Raw genomic sequence first — 20910 nt, forward strand, 5'->3', positions numbered from 1 at the left:
TTACTAAATGTACTTCAAGTGAGTGTTACAAAAAAATGATAGTGTATAGTATTTAAACACTTACAAGTTCTCTCTAGCATACTTTGATGCCACATAGAGAGTAAGTTGTTTAATCGTTGTAGGATTATAAGGCTTATGCACATAGAGAATTCTATCCGTTGCTCCAAATTTCTTAAAAAGTGTATCGAAGTCATATTTTTGAAAAGAAGTGCAAACTAGAAACTCTGTTAAAGGATAGTCTTTTTGAATCATTTGAATTGTTTCTATACCGTCGATTCCAGGGGGCATTCTAACATCCATTAAAACAAGAGAGTAAGGGTTTTGAAGCTTATGCGCTTCTCGAACCCTAAGCACTGCAACTTCACCCTGATAGCAATGATCAAGACTAAAAGTCATGCCAAGCTCAGACTCATTCATTTTTTTTATCAATTTCTTGTAGAGCTCATGAATCTCTTGAGAGTCATCAACAATTAGTATTCTATGTTCCATAGCTTATTATCGACATAAATAACCCGAATTTGATCATAATTTATCTTAAAACTTTAAATTATCAAGAATTACCCAAGTTACTAAAATTACGACTTTCTTAAAAAGAAACACTCAAATTATTGTCAATATCATAGAAATACAAAAAAACTGATTTAGGCCAAGGCAAAATAGTTCAAATAGCTCATCAAAAAAAGTTCCGTAATAACAAATAGATAAGAGGTTATCATCAAGATCTAATAATGCCTTAAGCAAATGTTACGATTCCCTTAATGATAGAACCAGATTGACGATAAGATATTAAAATAACAAATCTATTAAGGAATTGATTTGATAAATAAGTATCTACTTTTCATATTCATCACTATTTTTATGGCGACTAGTACTAGTGTAAGTGCTGCATGTGGTGCGAATTCAAGAGTTTGGGCCGGCTCAACTATATCTTGGAATGATGCCTCCAACTGGAGTGGGTCAGATGTACCAGACACTGCTTTAGAAAATGCAATAATTGTTAACACTGGTGTCAATGCAAGAATGGATACAAACCTAACTGTTGGTTGTGTTGATGTTCAATCAGGTTTCTTCGAAGCAACACAGAATAGAACTTTAACAATTGTCGGAGATTACTTTCAAGCGCCATTTGCAAATACTCTAAATATTACAAGTAATAGATTTAATATTGATATGGCGGGAACTGCTCCTCAAACATTTGAGGCCGTTGATGACGTTAGAGATGTTACCTTATCCAATAATACTTCTGTAACCCTTAAAAATGATTTTCGAATTAGATCTGATCTAAATATTACGAGTACTGGGATCACTTATGTTGAAGGTGATATAACTCTAAACAATGGAAGTATTCAACAACAAATCCCAGCTGGTCATACCGTTGTTATAAAAAATGGTGGTTCAATATTTGCGAAAGGCGGATTATCAGTTAGCGGTGTTTTAAAAATAGAAGCTGGTGGAGAGCTTCGAATTTTTAGAGATAGAACTCTTAATGTTGCTAGTGGTGGTGTCCTACAGGTTCTAGGAGCTTCAGGAAATCCCGCAAAGATTGTTTCAGAAGCATCAAATAGAACTTTTATATTTACTATGAATGGAAATCTATCCGCAGATAACTTTACCATTCAAAGAACAAGTGCTTCTGGAGTAAATATTGGATCAACAGGAACAATTACTCAGATGGATAATGGGGAGTTTAGAGGGATACGTTCTAACGGTTTTGCAATCTCCCTTGCAAATGGGGCCAGTATCCCATCTACCATGAGTTCGATAGGATTCTATAACGATGATGCTCAATCAAATGTTTTTAACTTTAATGCAAATTCATATAGTGGTAGTGCAACCACGATTGATAATTATTCTGGCGATGTTGCAGGTTCAGCTTTTGAGGCAGATGCAAATGGAAGAATAAATTGGACGACTATTGCTCCAACTGAGCTTTCTGTTGTTGATGATGCTGAGACCGGAGAACCTCGAATCTTTACCGACCCTACTGATGAATTTACCTTTGCTGAATTTGCCTTCTCACTCACTCAAGATGATACAGTCACAGATATTACAAGTGTCACTCTTACAATGACAGGTACGGCATCAATATCTGACTTTGAATATATCCGGGCCTATATAGACTCGAATAATAATTGTAATTACAATGCAAGTAATGACACACTAATCGGAGACCTATCATTTTCAGGTTCTCCTGCTAAAGCTGTTGTAACGATTCCTCCTGGAGAAATTCAAACAACAGGACCTAGTGATCAAGGTTGTCTAATTATTAGAGCGAAGGCCTCTGCAAATCCAAGCGACTCGAAAACAATGAAATTTGGGATTATGTCAGCAGGGCATGTTACAAATTCTCAAGGTTACTCATTTTCTACAACAAGTAGCCCTCCAGTTGAAGGAAAGATGTCGACCGTAAGAAACTCTAACTACTCTTCGTGGAACGGATCTACAAGTAGCAATTGGACAGTAGCAACAAATTGGTCAGGTGATACACTTCCAACTTCTACTAGAGATTGCCAAATTGGTGTTGGTACAAATACGACACTTATAAATACTTCTCCCGTGGCCTGTGCGAATGCAACACTTCAAACGAACGGAACTATAAACTGGAATAGCTCGACATTTCACTTTGAAGTTTATAGCTCACTCAATATACAATCATCCTTTAACTTCTTAAACGCTAGTAACGGATCTATAGTGATGAAAGGTTCTGCAAATCAATCACTAACCTCCTCAACTACATTTCCAGGAAACCTTATTATAAATAATTCAGGAACAAGTGCTTCTAACACTGTCTCTGTACTATCAAATATTACTATTTCTGGAAACCTAACTTGTAGCGATGGACGTCTAGCAATTCCAAATGGTGTAACTTTAAATGTACTTGGTAACGTCACTGTTCAAAATGGGTGTGAAATCGACATTCAGTCTGGTGGAACGATAGCTCTAGGTAACGGAAGAACCTTCACTGTTGATAGTGGTGGTTCATTAAAAATGGTTGGAACTTCAGGAAATAAGGCGAAACTTACAACTACTAATAATAGTTATGCCATGGCCGTTGTTATAAATGGTTCCATCAATGCGAGATACTATATTTTCGATCATCTTGCGACTTCAGGAGTTACCATCAACTCTGGAGCGACAATAAATGTTACAAATCATTTACAAGACGGTTCGTTTACTTATCCAGTAAACTCATCTTCGACGCTACTGAACCTACATACACAAATACCGACAAACACTCTTTCAAATATGACTTTTGATTCAAATGGATCTTCTGCAACTAGTATTACTAATATAAATACTAATTCCACAAGCGCAGGTACTCTATCTATTACGAGTCACACAGGTAACTTAACAGGATCATCTTTTGATAGTACCGGAAGTTATCTCATATCATGGTCAGGAGAAACTAATACAATCTTACTTACGCGCGAAGCGAGTAGTCCCTCAACAGTAACGGTTGGTGGAACTTATAATATGGTAAGATACGGTTTTCAACAAGCATCGGCAGGTGCCTACTCTAATACAGATATAACAAGTCTAAAATTAACTTTAACTGGTACTGGTACTGCAAGTGATATTCAAAATATCCAAGTCTATTATGATAATGACTGTAACGGATCAGGAGGAGGACTTATAGGTTCAGGGACTTTCTCTGGAAACCCTGAAAGTAGGACTTTTACTTTTTCTCCCGGACAATTTACAGTTGAAGCGGATGCTATCTCACCACCTAAAAGGTGTATCTTTGTCTACTACACAATCGCAAGTAATGCGACAGGAAATAATACTGTTGGAGTTAGCATCGCCTCGGGAAGTGATATTGTAAACTCTCAAGGTTACGCTTTATCTGCCACAACTCCTACGCCAGTAACTTCTAATATTTCTTCGAGTATCTACGCACCATCGACGACAATCTGGACTGGTTCGACAAGTACTGACTGGAATAATGCTTCAAATTGGTCCGCAGGTGTACCAAGTTCAACGAAGTCTTGTCAGATACCAAGCGCTTCCAACAACCCTACCATCAGTAGTGGCATAGCAAGCTGCCAAAATATTGATATAACAAACGGAACACTTACTCTTTCAGCAAGTGCTACTCTGGAAACTTACGGCAACTTTACAAATAATGGAACATTCAATCAGTCAGGAACACTGGAAATTGAAGACAATGGTTCAAGTTCAAACCACAATATTACATCTACTTCTACTTTAACTAATTTACATATAAATAAAACGGGTGGCGGGACAATAGGAATTACAGATTCATCTTTACAGATTAATTCAATAATTATTAACAATTCGAATTTCTTATTTAAGATCTATAATGGTAGAAAACTTATTCTACCAAATGGTCTTAATATGTCCGCGGGAACATTTCAACTTGATAGTGGTGGAACGATTGAAATTGGTAACGGCCAAACGCTACTAGTAAATGGAGCTGTCTTTCTTATTGCTGGTACAAATGATTCATTCCCACAAAACTCCGCAACAAAAGGTCTAATCCAACCTATAGGAGGAAGTGGTACTTGGGGCTTAACAACAACTTCAGGACGAATTAGCTTCTCTGGATTTCACTTTAGCAAAATGAATACCTCAGGTTTAAATATTGGAGGATCAACAATTGTCACATCACTAAATGGAGGACAGTTTACTAATCTCTCAACAAGTTATGGATCAGTGAGAGCAATTCAAATTAATACAACAGGAACACTCCCTGCATCGGCGACGAATATCGCTTGGACATGGGGAACATTTAACACTTTCACTGCTTCAGCAGGAACTCCAACAAGCGCTAGTTCATATAATTTAATTTACTCAAGCGGCTGTTCAGGTCATTCCATAGATTTTAGTGGGTGGACAGGAGACTGGTATGAGTCGCAGCCTACATTTGATGTTAGTACTAAAGTGACTTCATCAAACTGTAATATTTCGCTATCGAGCTCTCAATCATCAGTTAGTTTAGCAAACTTTGAGGCCATACCATATAATTCAAAAATTGATATTAGATGGACTACTGTATTGGAATCAAATCATTTAGGCTTCAATCTCTTTAGATCAAGCTCATTAAATGGAAATGACTTTCAACAAGTTAATACAGATTTAATAAGAAACTTAAATAACGCTGGTCAAGCAAGAGGTACATATCGATTCGTAGATGAAGATGTTAATAATGATCAATTCTATTACTATTTTCTTGAAGATATGGAACATGGTGGAAAAAGAACTTTACATGGGCCAGTGTTTGCAACACCAAAACTTGCCCTTGGCAATCCTCCAGCGGATGATAGCTCAGATAACAATGGATCAAATCCAGATGATAGTGATGATGGAGGCACAGACTCCCCTACTCCAATCAAAAACCCAAGTTATAAAGACTTAGGAAATGGTATTGAGATACTTTCTCAAACGTCTACTAATATTCGCTTGAAGATCACTCCTCCAACTCCTACTTACTCTACAAGTTCATGGAATGGTTCGTATGAAAATATAAATATAGCAGGCTACTCTAAATCTTCACGACCTGGACACCCAGAACTTGCTGAAAAAGAAGTTCTGATAGAAGTTTACCAATATGCAACAAATGCAACACTAGCACAAGTTAATCAGACCGAGGTTATCACAAACTCTAAGGACATTGCTCCTGCGCCAAGCTATTCACAAGATGGTGATGGAAAATTAGTTGAATCTCACTCATTAGATACTGATGCATACGCACTTAATAGTTTTGCGCCAAATGAATATTTGGATATTGAATCTAATCTAATCAAAATTGGGAATAAGAAGTATCTAAGACTTATGATTAGGCCAGTTAGATATAACCCTACACTAAAAGATATTAAGTTTTCTAGCGTAATAAACGCTGAGATCTCAATTGATGGAAACGACTGGAATGTAACTCCACCTAGTAATGACTATCAGGCACTTGCGTACTTAATAAATAATTCGTTAAAAATCGAAGTCAATTCGACAGGTATGCATCAGCTCAATTATTCAGACTTAGTAAACACTTATACAAGTGATCCATTTGAAAATACTAATCTTAACGAACTTAGACTATACAATGGAGCTAGTGAAGTACCTCTTGAAATAGTAAGCAGTGACTCTCTATTTAACAGTGGAGACAAACTTAGATTCTTCGCAAAACATATACCTTCGAAAGAATCAAAAACAACGACTCTCATTCTTACAACAGTAGATGCGACCAATAGCTCGGCAACACCAAAACGTATCACAAGTTTTGATGGAACTCCAAGTGATTTTGATGAAGCATCTGAAGTATTAACTCAATTCAACAAAGAACTTGAAAATGATTTAATCTATGTTGATGGAATTAGTCTTGGTCATTCACAAGATCACTTCATGTGGAAGAAGATGTTCACATTCACAGGTTGGGACACTTTTTCGACATCAACTCAACTTAATGAATTAATCAACACTAGTGATGAGAACGTGATCGTTTCTTTTAATTTAAAAGGAAACCCTGGTCAAATCTATGGAAATCACATGCAACACCATATTGAATTATCTATTAATTCAAACTTAGTTGATGAAATGAAATTCTGGAGTAATGATTATCATAAAGTCTCTTTCGAAGTCCCTGCGGATTACTTTATAGCAGGAATGAATAGTATTTCATTAAAACTATTAGATACACACGTAATAAACTCTGATTTAGATTTTATGTATATTGATAAAGTTGCAATCAATTATATTGGAGAGATGACTGCGACAAGTAACACAACGAACTTTAATGTCTATGAAACATTAGTTAAGTATGAAGTAACAGGCTTTACTAGCAATGATATAAATATTTATGACACAACAAATGAACAAACTATAAAAATAGCCAACCCAACAATATCAACTCCAAATGGCGGTACAAGTTACAATGCTCTATTTGGTGTAGATGATCTTACAAACTCTAATTCAGAAAAAGAAATCTATGCTCTGACAGAGGCGGCTTTCTTGAGTCCAACGGCCCTATCACTGAATCAAGGGGTTGTATCATATCTAAAACAAAATTCGAATCGAGCGGACTTACTCATAATTGGGCACTCTAATCTTATCTATGCGGCCAGTGAACTTGAACAGTTAAGAAACTCTCAAGGGCTAGAGGTGCAAAGTATCTCACTTGAGCAAGTATATGCGGAATTCTCAAACGCTGCAGTGAGCACTAAGGCGATAAAGGACTTTATAAAATATGCCAGAACATATTGGGAAAAAGCGCCTCGTTATATCCTATTACTAGGAGACGGTTCAACAGACCCACTTGATCACAATATAGATAGCTATAGTAATCTTGAGAGAACATCTGATGATGTTGAGACAATTCCAATGCCACTTTCTGTTGGTCGATTCCAAGATTATGGAAATGATAATTACTTTGTTGAAAATACAACTAACCACCTACCTGCCCTGGCCATAGGTCGATTGCCTACAAATGACCCTGAAGTCATAAGAAACTATATTCAAAAAGTTAAAGACTTTGAAAATGGAGTAACAACTCCAACAAATATAAAGAATGTCAGTTTTCTAGCAGGTAGAGATAGCGGCTCATTTGATAAATTCTTAGAAAAGTCTAAACAAGTTGCTCTAAGCGTAAAGTCCCATAACTCATCACTTACAACTTCTATGAGTGATGCTGCAGATCATACGACTGACTTACAAATTAAAACACAAGTACAATCGATCTTCGAAAGTTCACCGCTTATAGTCTCTATGATGGGGCATGGTTCGTCTACGACATGGGGGAAGACAAATTCCTTTAAGAATACTGACGCCGCAAACCTATCTAATACTACTCATCCAATTGCGATGATGTGGAGCTGTGAGGGCGCTCAATATTACTCGCCTGAAAAAGAGAACCTATCGATTGGTGAACAGCTAGTATTCAATAAGAATGGCGGTGCAGTTGCCTACCTTGGATCCACAACTTTTACGACTCCTTCAGCACAAATAAAATTGGCCAATAGCTTCTTCACACAATTCTCCATTGAAACGAGTAAAGTATATAATAACCATAGAATTGGTGACATCTTACTGACTGCAAAGGCCGCGGTTGGGACAAATGAATATGAAAGAGATATCATTGGTAGTTTCTCTATAATCGGGGACCCTTCAATTCAACTTCCAAAAGAGATATTTGCACCTCCTCCAGCAGCGCTACAATTTGAAGCCCCAAAGGCAACAGGTGGCGGATGTTCAGCATTTGCAAGTGATGGATTAACTCAAATACCTTGGTACTATGGCTTAATGGAGTGGTTATTCTATTTTGGTCTAATTTTCTTGTTTACTCTTGGAAGAAAGAGGATATTGCGCTTATAATAGTCTTAAAGAGGATATCTATATGAATACAAAGAAGAATGAAGAAACAAAAACACTGGACCTTAAAGAAGATGGTAAAAAGAAGAAATATCTTAAGCCAGAGATTATTTCTGAAGACTTAAATGTATTTGGTGCTTCTTGTAACGGATCTTTAAGTGGTGGAAGAAAGTCTTCTACTGGAACTCCAAATTTTTGCAATGCGAATAAGCTTAACTCTTAATGCAATTTGAAACAAATTTCGAAAACAAGCCCCTTCTAGAGAAGAAATTAGAATTACTTAACAATATTCTTGTAAACTTCTGCGAGCAAAAAAAAACTTTGAAAAATGAAGTAAAAACTAGTTATCACGAAGAGGAGATATCTTTTTTCACTTCCAATAACAAGCTTGAAAAAGACTTCGCCAAAGTGCTCCCTGCTTCATGGTTACAACCGAGCAGAAAAAGAACTCATTCCATTTATATATTTAACCCAGAAGACTATGGTTTTACAATTTCTGATTGGCAGTTTGAAACCTCTCAGGATTGTTTCTTAGATAGCACTCAAAAGTCCGCTCTTCAACGTGACTTTATTTCTCATGAGTTGAATGATCAAGAGACGATACTTATTTGCCATAATTCGATGGACGATGGCCTTAATAACTTTCTAAGATGGTTCTTACCTCGCAGACTATTAAAGAAAGGTACACTAGTCTTTCATTCATCATGTGTAATAGAAAATGGACAGGCAAAGGTCTTCCTTGGTCATTCAGGTGCTGGAAAAAGTACAATGGTCTCACTTAGAGAAGGTAGAGAACATCTTAGTGACGATATGAATCTTATTACCATAGAAAATGACAAAATCTTTATTCAAGCTGGCGCCATAGGTGGCTTATTTTTTGACAAGGTAGATTACTCTAAGAAATACCCCGTTTCATCATTTTCATGGCTAGTACAAGATTCTCTGTTTTCATCACAAAAGCTTACTCCAACCAAGGCCTACACCAGGGCATTGGCTTCTGTATCCAATATTTTTTGGGATACATTAGAAGTGTCAGAAACTAATAAAGTAATGAAACTCGTGAAAAGTATAACGGCAGCTTGTCCTTTCTACTCACTTCACTTCAAGAAAGACCCAGAGGTTTGGAAATATGTGGAATAAAGATACAAAATTCAAAATAACGAACCAACTTCCAGCTAACCAAATTGGTGATGACTATATTTTACTTGATGCAAAAGCAACAAAAACTCACGAATTAAATGAAATAGGAAAGATTATCTGGACACAACTCCAATCACCCAAGAGCATAAAAGAGTTATCAACGTCTCTTCAAGACACTTTTGATATAGACAGAGAAACTTTAGAAAATGACATTACCGACTTTGTTGGAAAATTAGAGCAACTAAAGCTCATCTCAATCGATGAATAATTTTGAAATTAAAATTCAAGGCGATAGCATGTTTCCACTCATACTGAGTGACGACATACTTATTGTGGAACAAACTTCTAGCTATAATATTGGAGATATTATTATTTTCAGAGATGAAATGAAAGTCTACATAGCTCATCGAATTATTTCGCTCTCTCCCTTAAGAACAAAGGGAGATTTTTCAGTATTGAGCGAGATAGTAACTCATGAAACAATATTTGGCAGAGTGAGCGCGATAAAAAAAAATAAATCCGAAGTTTCCCTTTATGGAAAAGGTCTACCGATGAGACTCTTTGCAGAGATTTCTAAGATGCGACTAAAAGGACCTTTTTTAAGAAAGATCTCACTACTTTTACTTCATGTCATTACGACGATCTTTCTTTTAATTTATTCAAGGCCCAGAAGAGATCATATTTAAGAGACAGGAAAAGACTGTCTTTACTAAGATGTTTTATCAAAAAATACCTCAATCCTGACTGATGAACTTTCCATAATGTAATATGAGTGAAGAGATAGCTGTAGATGATAGTCGAGAATTGGAAGTTAATTTGTGTTTTAAAAAACTTGTTCAAACAATAGGAAACCATTTTTAAAGAGTTTACAACTTTGAGCTCTTTGGCCCTAGAATAGAGATTCGAATAATTTAGTTTCGTATTTTCAATATGAAGAAAGTAAATATCAAACAACCAAAATAGTTTTAAGAAAGTATGAGAAAAAGCGAGATGCGAACATAGGTATAAGAAGTGATCTTCATCACTTAGAGTATCATAGTACTCATCAAGCTTAACTCTATTCCACTTCTGAAAATCATGATGATAGAGAAGCTTAGTGTGAACTTCGACATTTATTTCAACGGCCTCAGTGTTTTTTGTAAATTCAATCTTAAATTCGTTCGCAAACCACTTAGATGTCTTTTGAATGGTAAAGCCACGAGATAAAAGGACCTTCTTCACTGTAGCTAAATCCTGGGGGTCTACGAGAAGATCACAATCGGACATAAACCTAGATCCAATATCAGCATAAATAGTTTTAAGCAGAGCAATACCTTTTAAAATGCAGACTCTTGAGCTTAGCTGCTCTTTTGAAAAACATTCTCCAAGCTTACTAACTTCATTTAGAAGACAATCATTAAAATGCCATTGTCTTTTCCAGGCGCTTTTATAAGTATTCAATGAGAATTTTGCAAAAAGAAGCCCTTCTATATGATTTTCTAATGCATCTTCTTTAGAAAAGTGAAATTCAAATATTGGCAATAGGTCTTTCATTTGAATATTATAACATTGTCTTGTCACATAACACTATTTTTACCTATAATTATTGTATGAACAGTCTTAGAAAAACTAAATTTCTCTCGTGGAAAAAATCTCCTACCCACACTCTAATTATAGACTCACGTTCTAAAAAGCAAATCCACAGATTAAATGAAGTTGGATCATTCCTATGGGAATCAATCGATAAAGTTCAATCATGTGAAGAGTTACTTCAACTATTAACTTCAGAGTATGATATTGACAATGAGCAAGCGAAGCAGGATATCGAGATTTTTATTACAGACTTAAATGAAAAAGGACTTCTTGGTGGATAAGAAAGATCAAATCATTCAATCATCGTTAGTTAAAGAAACTTTTAAAGAGGCATTTAGAACGAGCACTCCCCTGCTGACAACTATCGAGATAACTCAAAGTTGTAATTTTAAATGTACTCATTGCTATAATTATGATCGATCAAGTGCACCCCCTAAAGATCTTATAGAAGATTCGCTTAAAGATTCAGAAATCATACAATTAATAAAGCAAATATCAGATCTTGGTGGATTATATTTAAATTTATCTGGTGGAGAGGTCCTTACGCATCCATCCTTGGGTCGATTCATCTCTTATGCAAAAGAGCTAAATCTCCTTGTTAAGATCAAAACTAATGGAGCTCTTCTTACGCAGAAAAAAGTACAAGAACTCTACGATCAAGGCCTTGACGGTTTAGACCTAAGCCTATACGGAAGCAATGAAAAGACATACAAAGATTTTACAAATTCTTCAAATTTCTCAAACGTTCTAAGCTCTCTAAAGAGCTCTAAAGAAATTGGTCTTGATGTACATGCGAGTATTATACTTCATCGTAATAATGTTAATGAGCTTGATGAGATGATTAAGATATGTGAAGACTTAAAGATACCATTTCAAATTTCGTACGAAGTTACCAAGAGATATGATGATACAGAGAACTCTAGAGACCAGGAAATAACCATTGAACAGTTTGAAGCCCTTCTACAGGGAAAGCACTCTGATCGCTTTATGAGTTATAATACTGATAATAGTTTTCAATGTTCATGTGCACGAAGCGTTTGCGGAATAAGCTCTAGTGGGGATGTTCTACCTTGTGTTGGTGCCCCAATAAAGTCTGGAAATATAAGAAATCAATCTTTATCAGAAATTTGGAAAAATTCTGATGAACTTAATAAAATAAGACAGATCAAGAAAGATGATTTTAAAGAATGTGTTATTTGTGATGTTAAAGACTTCTGCACTCGCAGTAGCGGCAGTATTTTTATAAACACTGGAAACTATTTAGGCTGTGAAGAAATGACTTATAAACAAGCATCTCTTCGTAAGAAATACTATAAAACTAGTACTGACTAATAATCTTTAAAGACCCGTTCTTTCTATAGTACCTTATTCCTAGTGCAAAAAGTTTCCTTCCAATTAAAAAGACAATTCCCCACAGAGCTAAAAAAGCAATAGTTCGTAAGAAATCTTTATTTGTTAAAGCTCCACGATTAAGCAATCGAGAACTCTCGAGCATCAAAGTAAATGGAGAAAATGCTCTAAAAGCAGAAGCTAACCATTCAGGCAACACACTAAGAGGAAAGAAGCTTCCAGCACTTATAGCAACGAAAGTGTTTAGATAACCTATGGCCCCTGCACCTCTTCCAAAAAAAAGAAGTAAACAACTTAAACAAAGACCAAGTCCTAAGAATACAAAAATTGATACGATTTGAAGAAGGACAATTTTTACTAAAGATATAATTTCAAAATTCAGCCCAAAAATTGTTATGCTAAATAGTAACGTCAACAAAACCCTTTTTAAAGTTTGAACCAAATTCCAACTACTAAAAATCAAAATCAACTTATTAAGACCTATGGGTAAGCCGATATATACTAAGAAAGTGCCTTCCATTATTGAACTTTTCAATTTTTGATAAGGAGCATCTAAAAAGTACAATGGCAACATCATAAATATTTCACCAAAGACTACATAATCAAAGTATCTTCCTTCAAAAGGATTAGCTTCTTTACTGAGTCCATTATCAAAAGCCGCAGAGATATAATAATAAACTGTGAGACCTACTAAAATGCTAATAACTTCAGCAAAATGGCTCAACCTTCTTGTATATTGATTCTTAAGACTCACTTGAAACATTTTGAAAATCAAATTAATTAACAAGCTTCCCTCCTTCTAACGAGTATTCGACAATATCAAATGTCTCGCGAAAGCTCTGTGGATGGTGAGTGCTAAAGATAAGTATTGAGTCTTTAAACTCTTCGTTGAGCAGAAGTAGTAATCTTTTACGTGTTTCAATATCAAAACTCTTAAAACACTCATCAAAAATAATGACTAATGGTTCAACTAAAGTCATTATAAAAAGTGAAAGAACACGCTTCATACCTTGAGAACAATGATGAAAGGAGGATTCAATGGCCTCTCGAAATATGGGAATCTCACTCCATTTCAAAATTCTATTCTCTAACTTTTGAGAAGAAATATTCAAAATCTCTGCAAAGTATTTAATATTATCAAGCCCTGTGAGTCTTGGATAAATCACTTCATCTTGCGAGGCTATAAAAATGATCTTCGATTTCAATTCAGTAAAAGTCAAAGAGTTGAAATTTTGATTTTCGATAATTAGCTCAGAATGAGAGCACAAGAAATGACCACTTATAATTTTTAGAAATGTCGTCTTACCTACTCCGTTTTTACCTGTGATAATAATTCTTTGTCCTGATACAAATGAAAACTCACAATCACGAAGAACGATTTTTTCTTGGAAAGACTTAGAAATATTTTTGCCACTAAATTGAAACATTAATTTATATTATCAAAGTTTAGTAAAAACTAATACAACGAATTTCTACTCTCTTATTCTTCTTTATTTCAGAAGACCAAATATAGCCTTCTATAATACTATCTCTAACTAATAAGTACATTATACCAATACCGATACCACTGGCACCGTCTTGTCTTGAGTCTTGATCATGAGGTAGCTTCGAAGAGTCTAGAACTTTTATTGCCCAAAGCCCCTCTTTAATTTCTACAGGACTATCCAAAGCAACAGCAATATGTCCAGAGTCTCCACTTTTAGGAATCTTCTGCTTTTTCCAAACCAAACACTGCCCAGGGGTGAGTTGATCAATTCTTTGATGCCATTTAATTGGTATTGTTTCTTCTTCAGTTAAAGCGAAGTAATCTGCTGCTTTTAAACTTTCTCTATTACCTTTTATTTGTGCATAATAGTTCTTAGAGCATAAAAGTAATAAAGAGCTTATAAGCCCAGAACAGTCACACTCGTAGTGGCCATTCAAGTCTTCAAATAAAGCACCTCTTTTGAAGCTCGTCTTCACAAGACTTAACAAAAGCTCATCAATTTTTTGTAAAAAAGTATCAATATACATTAAACAATATGAATAAATTTTTCTTTCGCAAATCGTATTTGCGGTCCATACACACCATTTTCGGCCCTTTTACCGATGCTAATGACCATAACAAAGTGAGATCCACTTCCTAGACCTAAGAGCTCTTTAATACGCTTAGAATCTGCTCCCTCCATTGGACAAGAGTCATATCCTAAAGCTCTAGCAGAAAGCATAATATTTTCACAGGCCAAAGCTGTAGACTTCACTGCCCAAGTTCTCATTTGACCATGAGATACTGGCTCTCTGGGTGTAACCTTACTCATTCCCACAAAGAATAGTCCTACGCGCTTAAGTAGACCAAACAGCCCTAACGGACCTTGTGAATAGGCCAGAGGAACTAACTTTGAATAATAGGTTTTAGCTGCAGCAGGAGTTCCTTCTGTATTTTCAAGTAGTTGAACCATTTCCTGTGCATTATCTTTCCAAGTGTCTGTTCTGGCGATACAAACAATTAGCTCCTGAGCAGTCTTTGCTGCTGGCTGGGAAAGACACGCCTCAACCAGCGCCTGCTTCTTCTCGCTAGACTTAACCCAAAAGAAAGACCAAGGCTGTAAGTTTGATGAATTAGGGGCCAAAAGAGCAGATTCTAAAATAGTATTCATATCCTCTTCTTTAACTGGAGTATCATCAAAGACACGGACACTTCTTCTAGAGTGTAGAACACTAAAAAAGTCCTTATGATCCAAAATAGAAGTATCTTCTCTATGACCAGTATCAGGTATATCCGTAAAAATATTATCACTCATTTGAATTTCCCTTTCATTTAGTTCCATAAATGTTTAATGTAGGTCTATGAAAAACCTACTTATCTGTCTCACATTCTTATTGAGTTTTCAATCCTTTGCAAACGATAAACTCTTATGTTCAAGCTACTACCTATTTAAGTATAAAGATATGATTCCTGCTACAGAAGTTGATAAAGTAAAGCACTGTTCATTTTCATGTATTTTAGCTATGAAATGTACAAGGGTCGAGTCATACACAGTTGGGTATATAAAAGAGTTTGCTGATCTTCTTGGTATGGGAGAACCCGATTGGGCAGATATCGAGGCCAATAAAAAAGGAATTAAACTATCTAAAAGACTTAGAAACTTCAATCAATGTCTACCTAAGTGCCGCGAGCTTTATCCAAGATAATTTATGAAATGGCCTTTAATATTTCTTGCTTATCTGAGCTTATTTGCACTTTCATTTTTAGATAATGGTAGAGCTCCGAGCTACAATTCAATTCTTTCTGATCTTGCGATTGGTCCAGCTAAGGGATCCTATATATTTACAGTTGCAAGCTTTATAAGCCTACTTGTAAATATAAGTGCTAAGTATTGGCTACCAAAAATTGGACCTATTAAAGCGACTCAAATAGCTTTACTACTATTAACCAGTAGTGGGGCTTCAATGTATCTTACAGGCCATTATAGCAGCTACCCCCTACTCATTTTCAGCTCTTGTTTATTAGGTCTTGGTCTTGCCATTTGTACAATATGCATGAATATTCTGGTAACTAAAGGGTCTAATGAAAAGTTGCGATCTAAATTATTCTCAGGTCTTCATGCAATTTATGGACTATCTTCTTTTGCGGCTCCATTCGTCATCGCATTGATATTGAATCTAGGAGGAGATTGGAAACTCTATTTTCTAATTATCGCTCTCCTTCCTCTATTTGTCATGATTTATAGTTTTCGAGTAAATAAACTTAACCTCAAGGCCCCAAGCACAGATACATTTGAAACCGGGGTACCATTAAGATTTAGAATTCTTTTTGGGCTCATTTTTGGATGCTACGTTGGAAGTGAACTCGTTCTATCTTCGAGAATTCCATACTATCTTGAAAACTACCTTTCTTATTCAACAATTACATCAGGAAATTATTTAAGCCTATTTTTTCTTAGTTTAACAGCAGGAAGAGTATTATTTTCTTTTATTAGCTTTAAGCTTAGTACGCAAAAATTACTCTTTATATCGTATGCTTTAACCTTTATTTGCTTCTTTCTTGGACGCTTTGTTAGCCCTGTATTCTTATCTCTATGTGGCCTAACAATGTCTTTTGCTTTCCCTATGGCCATGGACTATCTTGTTCAAACATTTGGAACAAAGAGTGATTACATGATCACTTCAGTAATGACTTGGATAGGTGTTATTCTTGCAATAGTACACATGGGCTTTGGGTTAATTAATGAGTATTATGGTTCCCAGTACGCAATATTTCTAAGCCCCTTTCTCAGTTTAGTATCCGCACTAAGCTTAGTTATATTTCTAAAAATAAAAAAGAGTCATTTATGAAGATAGTTGCAGTCTCTGATACACATCAAGCTTATTTAAAAAATATGCCTGCCGGTGATATCCTAATTCATGCAGGAGACTTTAGCCTCTTGCCTAAGAACTCATACGAAAATAGAGAATTAATGCTCTCAGAACTCTCAGATTTAAAGAACTGGTTTGATAGTATCAGACATCTCTATAAACATACGATCTTAGTCCCTGGAAATCATGACTGGATTTTTGAAGTAGACTACAACTTTGCTTCAAAGTTTATGGGAGAAACCCTCGTTCTAAATGATAGTAGTGTCACGCTTGAAGGCCTAAAGATTTGGGGAACACCTATAAATTTAGAGTATCGAAATTGGGCCTTCAATAGGGCCGCTGGTGAAGAAATATTAAGACACTATAATATGATTCCAAAAGACACAGATATTTTAGTTACTCATGGGCCGCCACTTAAAATATTAGATCAGGCATATCCCCAAAAGAATAGTCCTCATTTAGGTGATCAAGACTTGCTCTCGACAGTTGAAGGCCTCAAATTAAAAGCACATATCTTTGGTCATATTCATGGATCTCACGGAACACTCGTCAGAGGAGAAACAACCTATATCAATGCAAGTATTATGGATGAGGCCTATGAGCCCTCTTTCTCCCCCATCATTTTCGAAGTATAGAGCTTTTCATGAAATGGTAAAAAAACAAGTATTAGAGCAAATAGATAGATTACTTTTGGCATAAATACAACATTTCCACCTTTATAATTTAAAATGATGAATACTGCTATTATTACAACTGCTTCACGACAATCAGAGTATAACTTCTTTGCCAACGCACTCATATAGCCAAAGTAAAGAATCATTCCGTAGATACCATATCGATAAATCTCTTGAACATAGAAACTATCAGAGTAGCTCTTTGAAGTTAAAACATTAAGTTTAAATTCATGCTTTGGACGTATGAGTATTAAAGGTCTTTGGTTTAAACTCTTAAAGAAACCTTCATTCCATTCCAAAAGAGTTGTTAATGATGATGAGCTCTCACTACCTTTGTCTGAAAAAATATCTAAAGCAACTAAAACCCATGACTTATTAACAAGTCCAGCATCTAGAAGAAGATTAATTCCAAGATACCCTAGAGGACCAAGAACAAAGGTAAAGAGCAGTATTCCACGAAACTTGCTTGCTAGCTTCTTCCCTTTAGCAAGAAGAAAGGCACTAATAAGAACCACTGGAATAAAAAGTAGAGACGTCCTTGCAACCATTGTTTGAATGACAAAAGTTATGACAAGTATTATCAGGACATGGATTTTTGCCTTTTTAGAAGAATCTACCTTATTAATATAGTAAAAGCATAGAAAGCTAAAAAGTATAAAGTATATCGCTGCTGTATAAAAATCTTTAAATATTGATGTATAACGAAATGAACTAAATACATCTCCTGAAGTGAAGAAGAATTTAGGCGTATAGATCCTCGTAATAATACTTCTAAACCCAAAAATATTTATCTTTTGCAAGATAACCACAACAGCGGGGATAAAACCTACAACTATAAGCCTATAAAGAAGTAAGCTAAACTGATCCTTCCCCTCCTCCATGACTCTAGTAAGTCTGTAATTAAGTATAGAGCATACCATCGCAGTTTGGACCATAAGCCTTAACATAAAAATGTCGTGACTATTCAAAACACTTCCAGCTAATAGAGAGGAAAATAGACATACAAAAAGAAATCCAAACGAAGCAATTGTTAGAATATGAAAATAGCGATTTCTAACAATATTTTTAGAATTAATAATGAAATTTATATAAATATAGAATTCAGCAAAGTTAATTCGAGCACCGCCAGGTTCTATAACTGGCGATAATAATAAGAATGCAAATAGTAAGACTATTGATCTAGCGTCTTTTGTAAGCATTCTACTCCTCAAATTTTGGAGAAACTCCTAGAACTTCAATATCAGGAAAGATTCTCTTTAAATCAGCTTCATCATAGATATTATCATCTGTAATAAATCTAAGGCAAAGAGCTCCTAAAATTGTAAACATAACAAAGAAAAAAGAATAGACAAAAATCATTAATCGAGAGATTTTCTTAGACTTTACAGGGAAAGTGGCAAAGTTATCAAACTTAAGATCACTCGTTGATGTAATTTCTAAAAGCTTTAACTGAATAACCTTTGACTCTAGAGCTTTTAAAAAATCTACTATAGGTCTCAGCTTTTCTAGCTTCTCCTGCGTTAATAGAAGATTATCTAAGAGAATAGAATTTCTAAGTGTTAACTCTTTAGAGTTTTCCTTCGCTGTCTCAGAATAATTCTTGTAGACATTAAAGTTAAACTCACTCTCTTCTACAGAGTCTTGTGTTTTATCTACAAATTTATTTAGCGATGCTAATGAGCGTTTATTTCCCATTTTCATTAGTTCGTTTTCGGACTTTCTCAACTCTTTTTTCAGAGAATTAAGGATTTCGATCTCTTTAGTACTGTGAGAGAATCTTAACATCTCAAGGGCATTTACATCTTTTCTTAAGTTATCAATTCTTTCTTTTAGAAACTCTCTTTTCTTATCTTGATTAAGTTCTCTACTATCAATTTGCTTCTTGATCATTGTATTTGACTTACTTACCTTGGCCTTGGCAATTGAAAGAAGAGATTGATTTTCAAGAGATAGCTTCTTCGAAATTTGAATTTCACTTTGGAGATTATCAATTTCTTTTCTTAATACTTCTTTGTTTTTAATTAGTGCTAAATATTGTTCATCCTCTAGCCTTTTCTTTTCTTTTCTAACTAGTTGCTCTGCACTTTTTCTCTGATCTGTATAAGTCATTCTTATTGAATCTACACGTGACTCACTGATCGAGTCAGAAATAATACTAAGAAGAATCTCAGTTGTACGTTTGTCTGCAGTGCCAACTTCAAGAACAAAATTGAGACCAGTCCGTTCAGGATCCTCAATTGAATAGAATCCAGGAATAAGAGCAACAAGCTTTTCGATCAAGCATGTCTCATCCTTTTCACATTCAGCGATTAGACTTGAGGCAAAGAACTCTTTTGTTTTATTATTAGTAGGATTGAAGTTCATATTATAGAAGTAGTCATCTTTCATGACTTTCTTGGCAACTTTTCTTGTAAAATCCATCGAAACTCTCAAGGCCTTTACTTCTTCTGCTACTGAGCTAGAAAAACTTCTATCCGATTTTTCTGATCCAAGTGCGACGCTTATAGCGTCCATAGGTGAATTAGACTTCTCTTTAAGATTTGAAAACCTAATCGAACTCCAATAAACCTCTACCTGCTTATTATATAAGTGATAAGTTACACCTAGACACGCAACGATAGTAAAGATAGACAGAAATTTGTATCTAAATACTAATTGAAATAATAAAGGAATATTTAATATAGTACTTTCATCAATGAGTCTGTCTATTTTACTTTTTAAATTCATTTTAAAATTATCCCCTCAATTGCTAGAGAGCTCTTTCTATAGTAGTCAATATATCGACTGATCGCTTTTTCTTTGGATTGTCTAAATTCTGCTAAGAAGGCAACACTGTCAATATGCTGAATAATTGGATAATAAAACTCTAGGTTACTCTCTATTTCTGTCAGAGGTGGCAGAGCAATGAAGTAAGCATTGTCTTTTTTCGAAAAAATATCACAGAGAATATTTTCATACTTTATAAGATCTACTTTACTATAAATATCTTTAATTCCATCTATACCGTATTGAGAAAGAGAATATGTTTTATGAAACTCTAAAAAGGTTCCATTGTAGTTTTTTAACTCTTTAGTCATATCTTCTTTAACTAGTTTAACAAATGAGCTATCTTCAAACTTAGGAGTAATAATGTCACAAGTTACACCGTGATCGTAGTTAAAATACGAGCCAAGAGCAAGGCACATCTGTTCTAAATTTGTGTCACTTCCAAATCCACTTATAGCAAAAACCCTTTTCCCCTCTTTGTAAGATTTGAAAAATTTCTTCCCTAAGTTTAGTAGCTCTATATGATTTTTAACTTTAAAATAACAACTAAGTGGTAACCGTTCCTTAGGATCTTCCGTTTCATTGGCCACATTAAATTTTAAAACAGAACCATAGAAATTCCCCTCACCTTGTGAGACTGACATATTCTTTGAATCGTTAAATTTCTTTGCTGTCATAAAAAACTTCATTAGTTAATAGTTTTATCTACAGACTTTTTCGACAGATTAATAAGATTTCTTTAAGAATGAAGGTG

The 20910-nt window shown here is 35.1% G+C and carries 19 protein-coding genes; 10 read left to right on the forward strand and 9 right to left on the reverse strand.

The features are described from left to right. Positions 1–60 precede the first annotated feature (60 nt). A complete protein-coding gene (locus DPQ89_RS00635) occupies positions 61–489 on the reverse strand; it encodes a response regulator transcription factor (protein WP_127714111.1) in 429 nt (142 codons plus the stop codon). A 327-nt stretch (positions 490–816) separates the two neighbouring features. On the opposite strand from DPQ89_RS00635, the gene DPQ89_RS00640 reads away from it, so the two are divergent. The 5 genes from DPQ89_RS00640 to DPQ89_RS00660 are packed head-to-tail and all read left to right on the forward strand — an operon-like array spanning position 817 to position 10145. Then, positions 817–8322, forward strand: coding sequence for a C25 family cysteine peptidase (locus DPQ89_RS00640; RefSeq protein ID WP_127714113.1), 7506 nt, complete (start codon positions 817–819; stop codon positions 8320–8322). 22 nt (positions 8323–8344) lie between these two features. Further along, positions 8345–8542, forward strand: a complete 198-nt coding sequence (locus tag DPQ89_RS00645) for a hypothetical protein (RefSeq protein ID WP_127714115.1) — start codon at positions 8345–8347, stop codon at positions 8540–8542. After that, positions 8542–9459, forward strand: a complete 918-nt coding sequence (locus tag DPQ89_RS00650) for a hypothetical protein (protein ID WP_127714117.1) — start codon at positions 8542–8544, stop codon at positions 9457–9459. The genes DPQ89_RS00645 and DPQ89_RS00650 overlap by 1 nt, the downstream gene beginning before the upstream one ends. Continuing rightward, complete coding sequence (locus tag DPQ89_RS00655; RefSeq protein ID WP_127714119.1) at positions 9449–9727, forward strand: PqqD family protein; 279 nt, start codon at positions 9449–9451, stop codon at positions 9725–9727. The genes DPQ89_RS00650 and DPQ89_RS00655 overlap by 11 nt, the downstream gene beginning before the upstream one ends. A gap of 28 nt (positions 9728–9755) precedes the next feature. Continuing rightward, on the forward strand, positions 9756–10145 hold the full coding sequence (locus DPQ89_RS00660) for a S26 family signal peptidase (protein ID WP_164848203.1): 390 nt from the start codon (positions 9756–9758) through the stop codon (positions 10143–10145). Here the strand turns inward: DPQ89_RS00660 and DPQ89_RS00665 are convergent. Further along, positions 10093–10992, reverse strand: a complete 900-nt coding sequence (locus tag DPQ89_RS00665; RefSeq protein ID WP_127714123.1) for a nucleotidyltransferase family protein — start codon at positions 10990–10992, stop codon at positions 10093–10095. The genes DPQ89_RS00660 and DPQ89_RS00665 overlap by 53 nt on opposite strands. 56 nt (positions 10993–11048) lie before the next feature. On the opposite strand from DPQ89_RS00665, the gene DPQ89_RS00670 reads away from it, so the two are divergent. Next, positions 11049–11312, forward strand: a complete 264-nt coding sequence (locus tag DPQ89_RS00670) for a PqqD family protein (protein WP_127714125.1) — start codon at positions 11049–11051, stop codon at positions 11310–11312. Then, a complete protein-coding gene (locus DPQ89_RS00675) occupies positions 11305–12363 on the forward strand; it encodes a radical SAM/SPASM domain-containing protein (protein ID WP_164848204.1) in 1059 nt (352 codons plus the stop codon). Before DPQ89_RS00670 ends, DPQ89_RS00675 begins: the two co-directional genes overlap by 8 nt. On the opposite strand, the gene DPQ89_RS00680 is transcribed toward DPQ89_RS00675, so the two are convergent. The 4 genes from DPQ89_RS00680 to DPQ89_RS00695 are packed head-to-tail and all read right to left on the reverse strand — an operon-like array spanning position 12350 to position 15161. Further along, positions 12350–13168, reverse strand: a complete 819-nt coding sequence (locus DPQ89_RS00680; protein WP_127714129.1) for a hypothetical protein — start codon at positions 13166–13168, stop codon at positions 12350–12352. The two genes, DPQ89_RS00675 and DPQ89_RS00680, sit on opposite strands and share 14 nt — an antisense overlap. Next, the gene (locus DPQ89_RS00685) at positions 13158–13808 is read right to left on the reverse strand and encodes an ATP-binding cassette domain-containing protein (RefSeq protein ID WP_127714131.1); all 651 of its coding nucleotides are present in this window, start codon (positions 13806–13808) and stop codon (positions 13158–13160) included. The genes DPQ89_RS00680 and DPQ89_RS00685 overlap by 11 nt, the downstream gene beginning before the upstream one ends. 19 nt (positions 13809–13827) lie before the next feature. After that, positions 13828–14394, reverse strand: a complete 567-nt coding sequence (locus tag DPQ89_RS00690; RefSeq protein ID WP_127714133.1) for a hypothetical protein — start codon at positions 14392–14394, stop codon at positions 13828–13830. Then, on the reverse strand, positions 14394–15161 hold the full coding sequence (locus DPQ89_RS00695) for a nitroreductase family protein (protein ID WP_127714135.1): 768 nt from the start codon (positions 15159–15161) through the stop codon (positions 14394–14396). The genes DPQ89_RS00690 and DPQ89_RS00695 overlap by 1 nt, the downstream gene beginning before the upstream one ends. Before the next feature lie 46 nt (positions 15162–15207). Here DPQ89_RS00695 and DPQ89_RS00700 point away from each other — a divergent pair, with 46 nt between their 5' ends. From DPQ89_RS00700 to DPQ89_RS00710, 3 genes are read left to right on the forward strand one after another with little or no spacing between them, the layout of a single operon-like run. Continuing rightward, positions 15208–15552 (forward strand): hypothetical protein, encoded by a 345-nt coding sequence (locus DPQ89_RS00700; RefSeq protein WP_127714137.1) that lies wholly within the window; start codon positions 15208–15210, stop codon positions 15550–15552. A gap of 3 nt (positions 15553–15555) precedes the next feature. Continuing rightward, positions 15556–16695 (forward strand): sugar MFS transporter, encoded by a 1140-nt coding sequence (locus DPQ89_RS00705; protein ID WP_127714139.1) that lies wholly within the window; start codon positions 15556–15558, stop codon positions 16693–16695. Beyond that, a complete protein-coding gene (locus DPQ89_RS00710) occupies positions 16692–17351 on the forward strand; it encodes a metallophosphoesterase (protein ID WP_127714141.1) in 660 nt (219 codons plus the stop codon). The genes DPQ89_RS00705 and DPQ89_RS00710 overlap by 4 nt, the downstream gene beginning before the upstream one ends. On the opposite strand, the gene DPQ89_RS00715 is transcribed toward DPQ89_RS00710, so the two are convergent. Genes DPQ89_RS00715 through DPQ89_RS00725 form a run of 3 tightly spaced genes read right to left on the reverse strand, consistent with a single transcriptional unit; the run spans position 17312 to position 20845 of the window. Further along, a complete protein-coding gene (locus DPQ89_RS00715; protein WP_127714143.1) occupies positions 17312–18589 on the reverse strand; it encodes a hypothetical protein in 1278 nt (425 codons plus the stop codon). The two genes, DPQ89_RS00710 and DPQ89_RS00715, sit on opposite strands and share 40 nt — an antisense overlap. Position 18590: 1 nt before the next feature. Continuing rightward, positions 18591–20117 (reverse strand): hypothetical protein, encoded by a 1527-nt coding sequence (locus DPQ89_RS00720; protein ID WP_127714145.1) that lies wholly within the window; start codon positions 20115–20117, stop codon positions 18591–18593. After that, complete coding sequence (locus DPQ89_RS00725; RefSeq protein WP_127714147.1) at positions 20114–20845, reverse strand: hypothetical protein; 732 nt, start codon at positions 20843–20845, stop codon at positions 20114–20116. The genes DPQ89_RS00720 and DPQ89_RS00725 overlap by 4 nt, the downstream gene beginning before the upstream one ends. Positions 20846–20910 lie beyond the last annotated feature (65 nt).

Origin of the sequence: Halobacteriovorax sp. HLS (genome assembly GCF_004006665.1) — a bacterium.
Lineage (GTDB): Bacteria > Bdellovibrionota > Bacteriovoracia > Bacteriovoracales > Bacteriovoracaceae > Halobacteriovorax.

What these genes read in the sequence shown, in the direction of transcription:
- DPQ89_RS00635 (WP_127714111.1), bottom strand. Translation starts at nt 489, where the DNA reads ATGGAACATAGAATACTAATTGTTGATGACTCTCAAGAGATTCATGAG.
- DPQ89_RS00645 (WP_127714115.1), top strand. Translation starts at nt 8,345, where the DNA reads ATGAATACAAAGAAGAATGAAGAAACAAAAACACTGGACCTTAAAGAA.
- DPQ89_RS00650 (WP_127714117.1), top strand. Translation starts at nt 8,542, where the DNA reads ATGCAATTTGAAACAAATTTCGAAAACAAGCCCCTTCTAGAGAAGAAA.
- DPQ89_RS00655 (WP_127714119.1), top strand. Translation starts at nt 9,449, where the DNA reads ATGTGGAATAAAGATACAAAATTCAAAATAACGAACCAACTTCCAGCT.
- DPQ89_RS00660 (WP_164848203.1), top strand. Translation starts at nt 9,756, where the DNA reads ATGTTTCCACTCATACTGAGTGACGACATACTTATTGTGGAACAAACT.
- DPQ89_RS00665 (WP_127714123.1), bottom strand. Translation starts at nt 10,992, where the DNA reads ATGAAAGACCTATTGCCAATATTTGAATTTCACTTTTCTAAAGAAGAT.
- DPQ89_RS00670 (WP_127714125.1), top strand. Translation starts at nt 11,049, where the DNA reads ATGAACAGTCTTAGAAAAACTAAATTTCTCTCGTGGAAAAAATCTCCT.
- DPQ89_RS00685 (WP_127714131.1), bottom strand. Translation starts at nt 13,808, where the DNA reads ATGTTTCAATTTAGTGGCAAAAATATTTCTAAGTCTTTCCAAGAAAAA.
- DPQ89_RS00690 (WP_127714133.1), bottom strand. Translation starts at nt 14,394, where the DNA reads ATGTATATTGATACTTTTTTACAAAAAATTGATGAGCTTTTGTTAAGT.
- DPQ89_RS00695 (WP_127714135.1), bottom strand. Translation starts at nt 15,161, where the DNA reads ATGAGTGATAATATTTTTACGGATATACCTGATACTGGTCATAGAGAA.
- DPQ89_RS00700 (WP_127714137.1), top strand. Translation starts at nt 15,208, where the DNA reads ATGAAAAACCTACTTATCTGTCTCACATTCTTATTGAGTTTTCAATCC.
- DPQ89_RS00705 (WP_127714139.1), top strand. Translation starts at nt 15,556, where the DNA reads ATGAAATGGCCTTTAATATTTCTTGCTTATCTGAGCTTATTTGCACTT.
- DPQ89_RS00710 (WP_127714141.1), top strand. Translation starts at nt 16,692, where the DNA reads ATGAAGATAGTTGCAGTCTCTGATACACATCAAGCTTATTTAAAAAAT.
- DPQ89_RS00715 (WP_127714143.1), bottom strand. Translation starts at nt 18,589, where the DNA reads ATGCTTACAAAAGACGCTAGATCAATAGTCTTACTATTTGCATTCTTA.
- DPQ89_RS00720 (WP_127714145.1), bottom strand. Translation starts at nt 20,117, where the DNA reads ATGAATTTAAAAAGTAAAATAGACAGACTCATTGATGAAAGTACTATA.
- DPQ89_RS00725 (WP_127714147.1), bottom strand. Translation starts at nt 20,845, where the DNA reads ATGAAGTTTTTTATGACAGCAAAGAAATTTAACGATTCAAAGAATATG.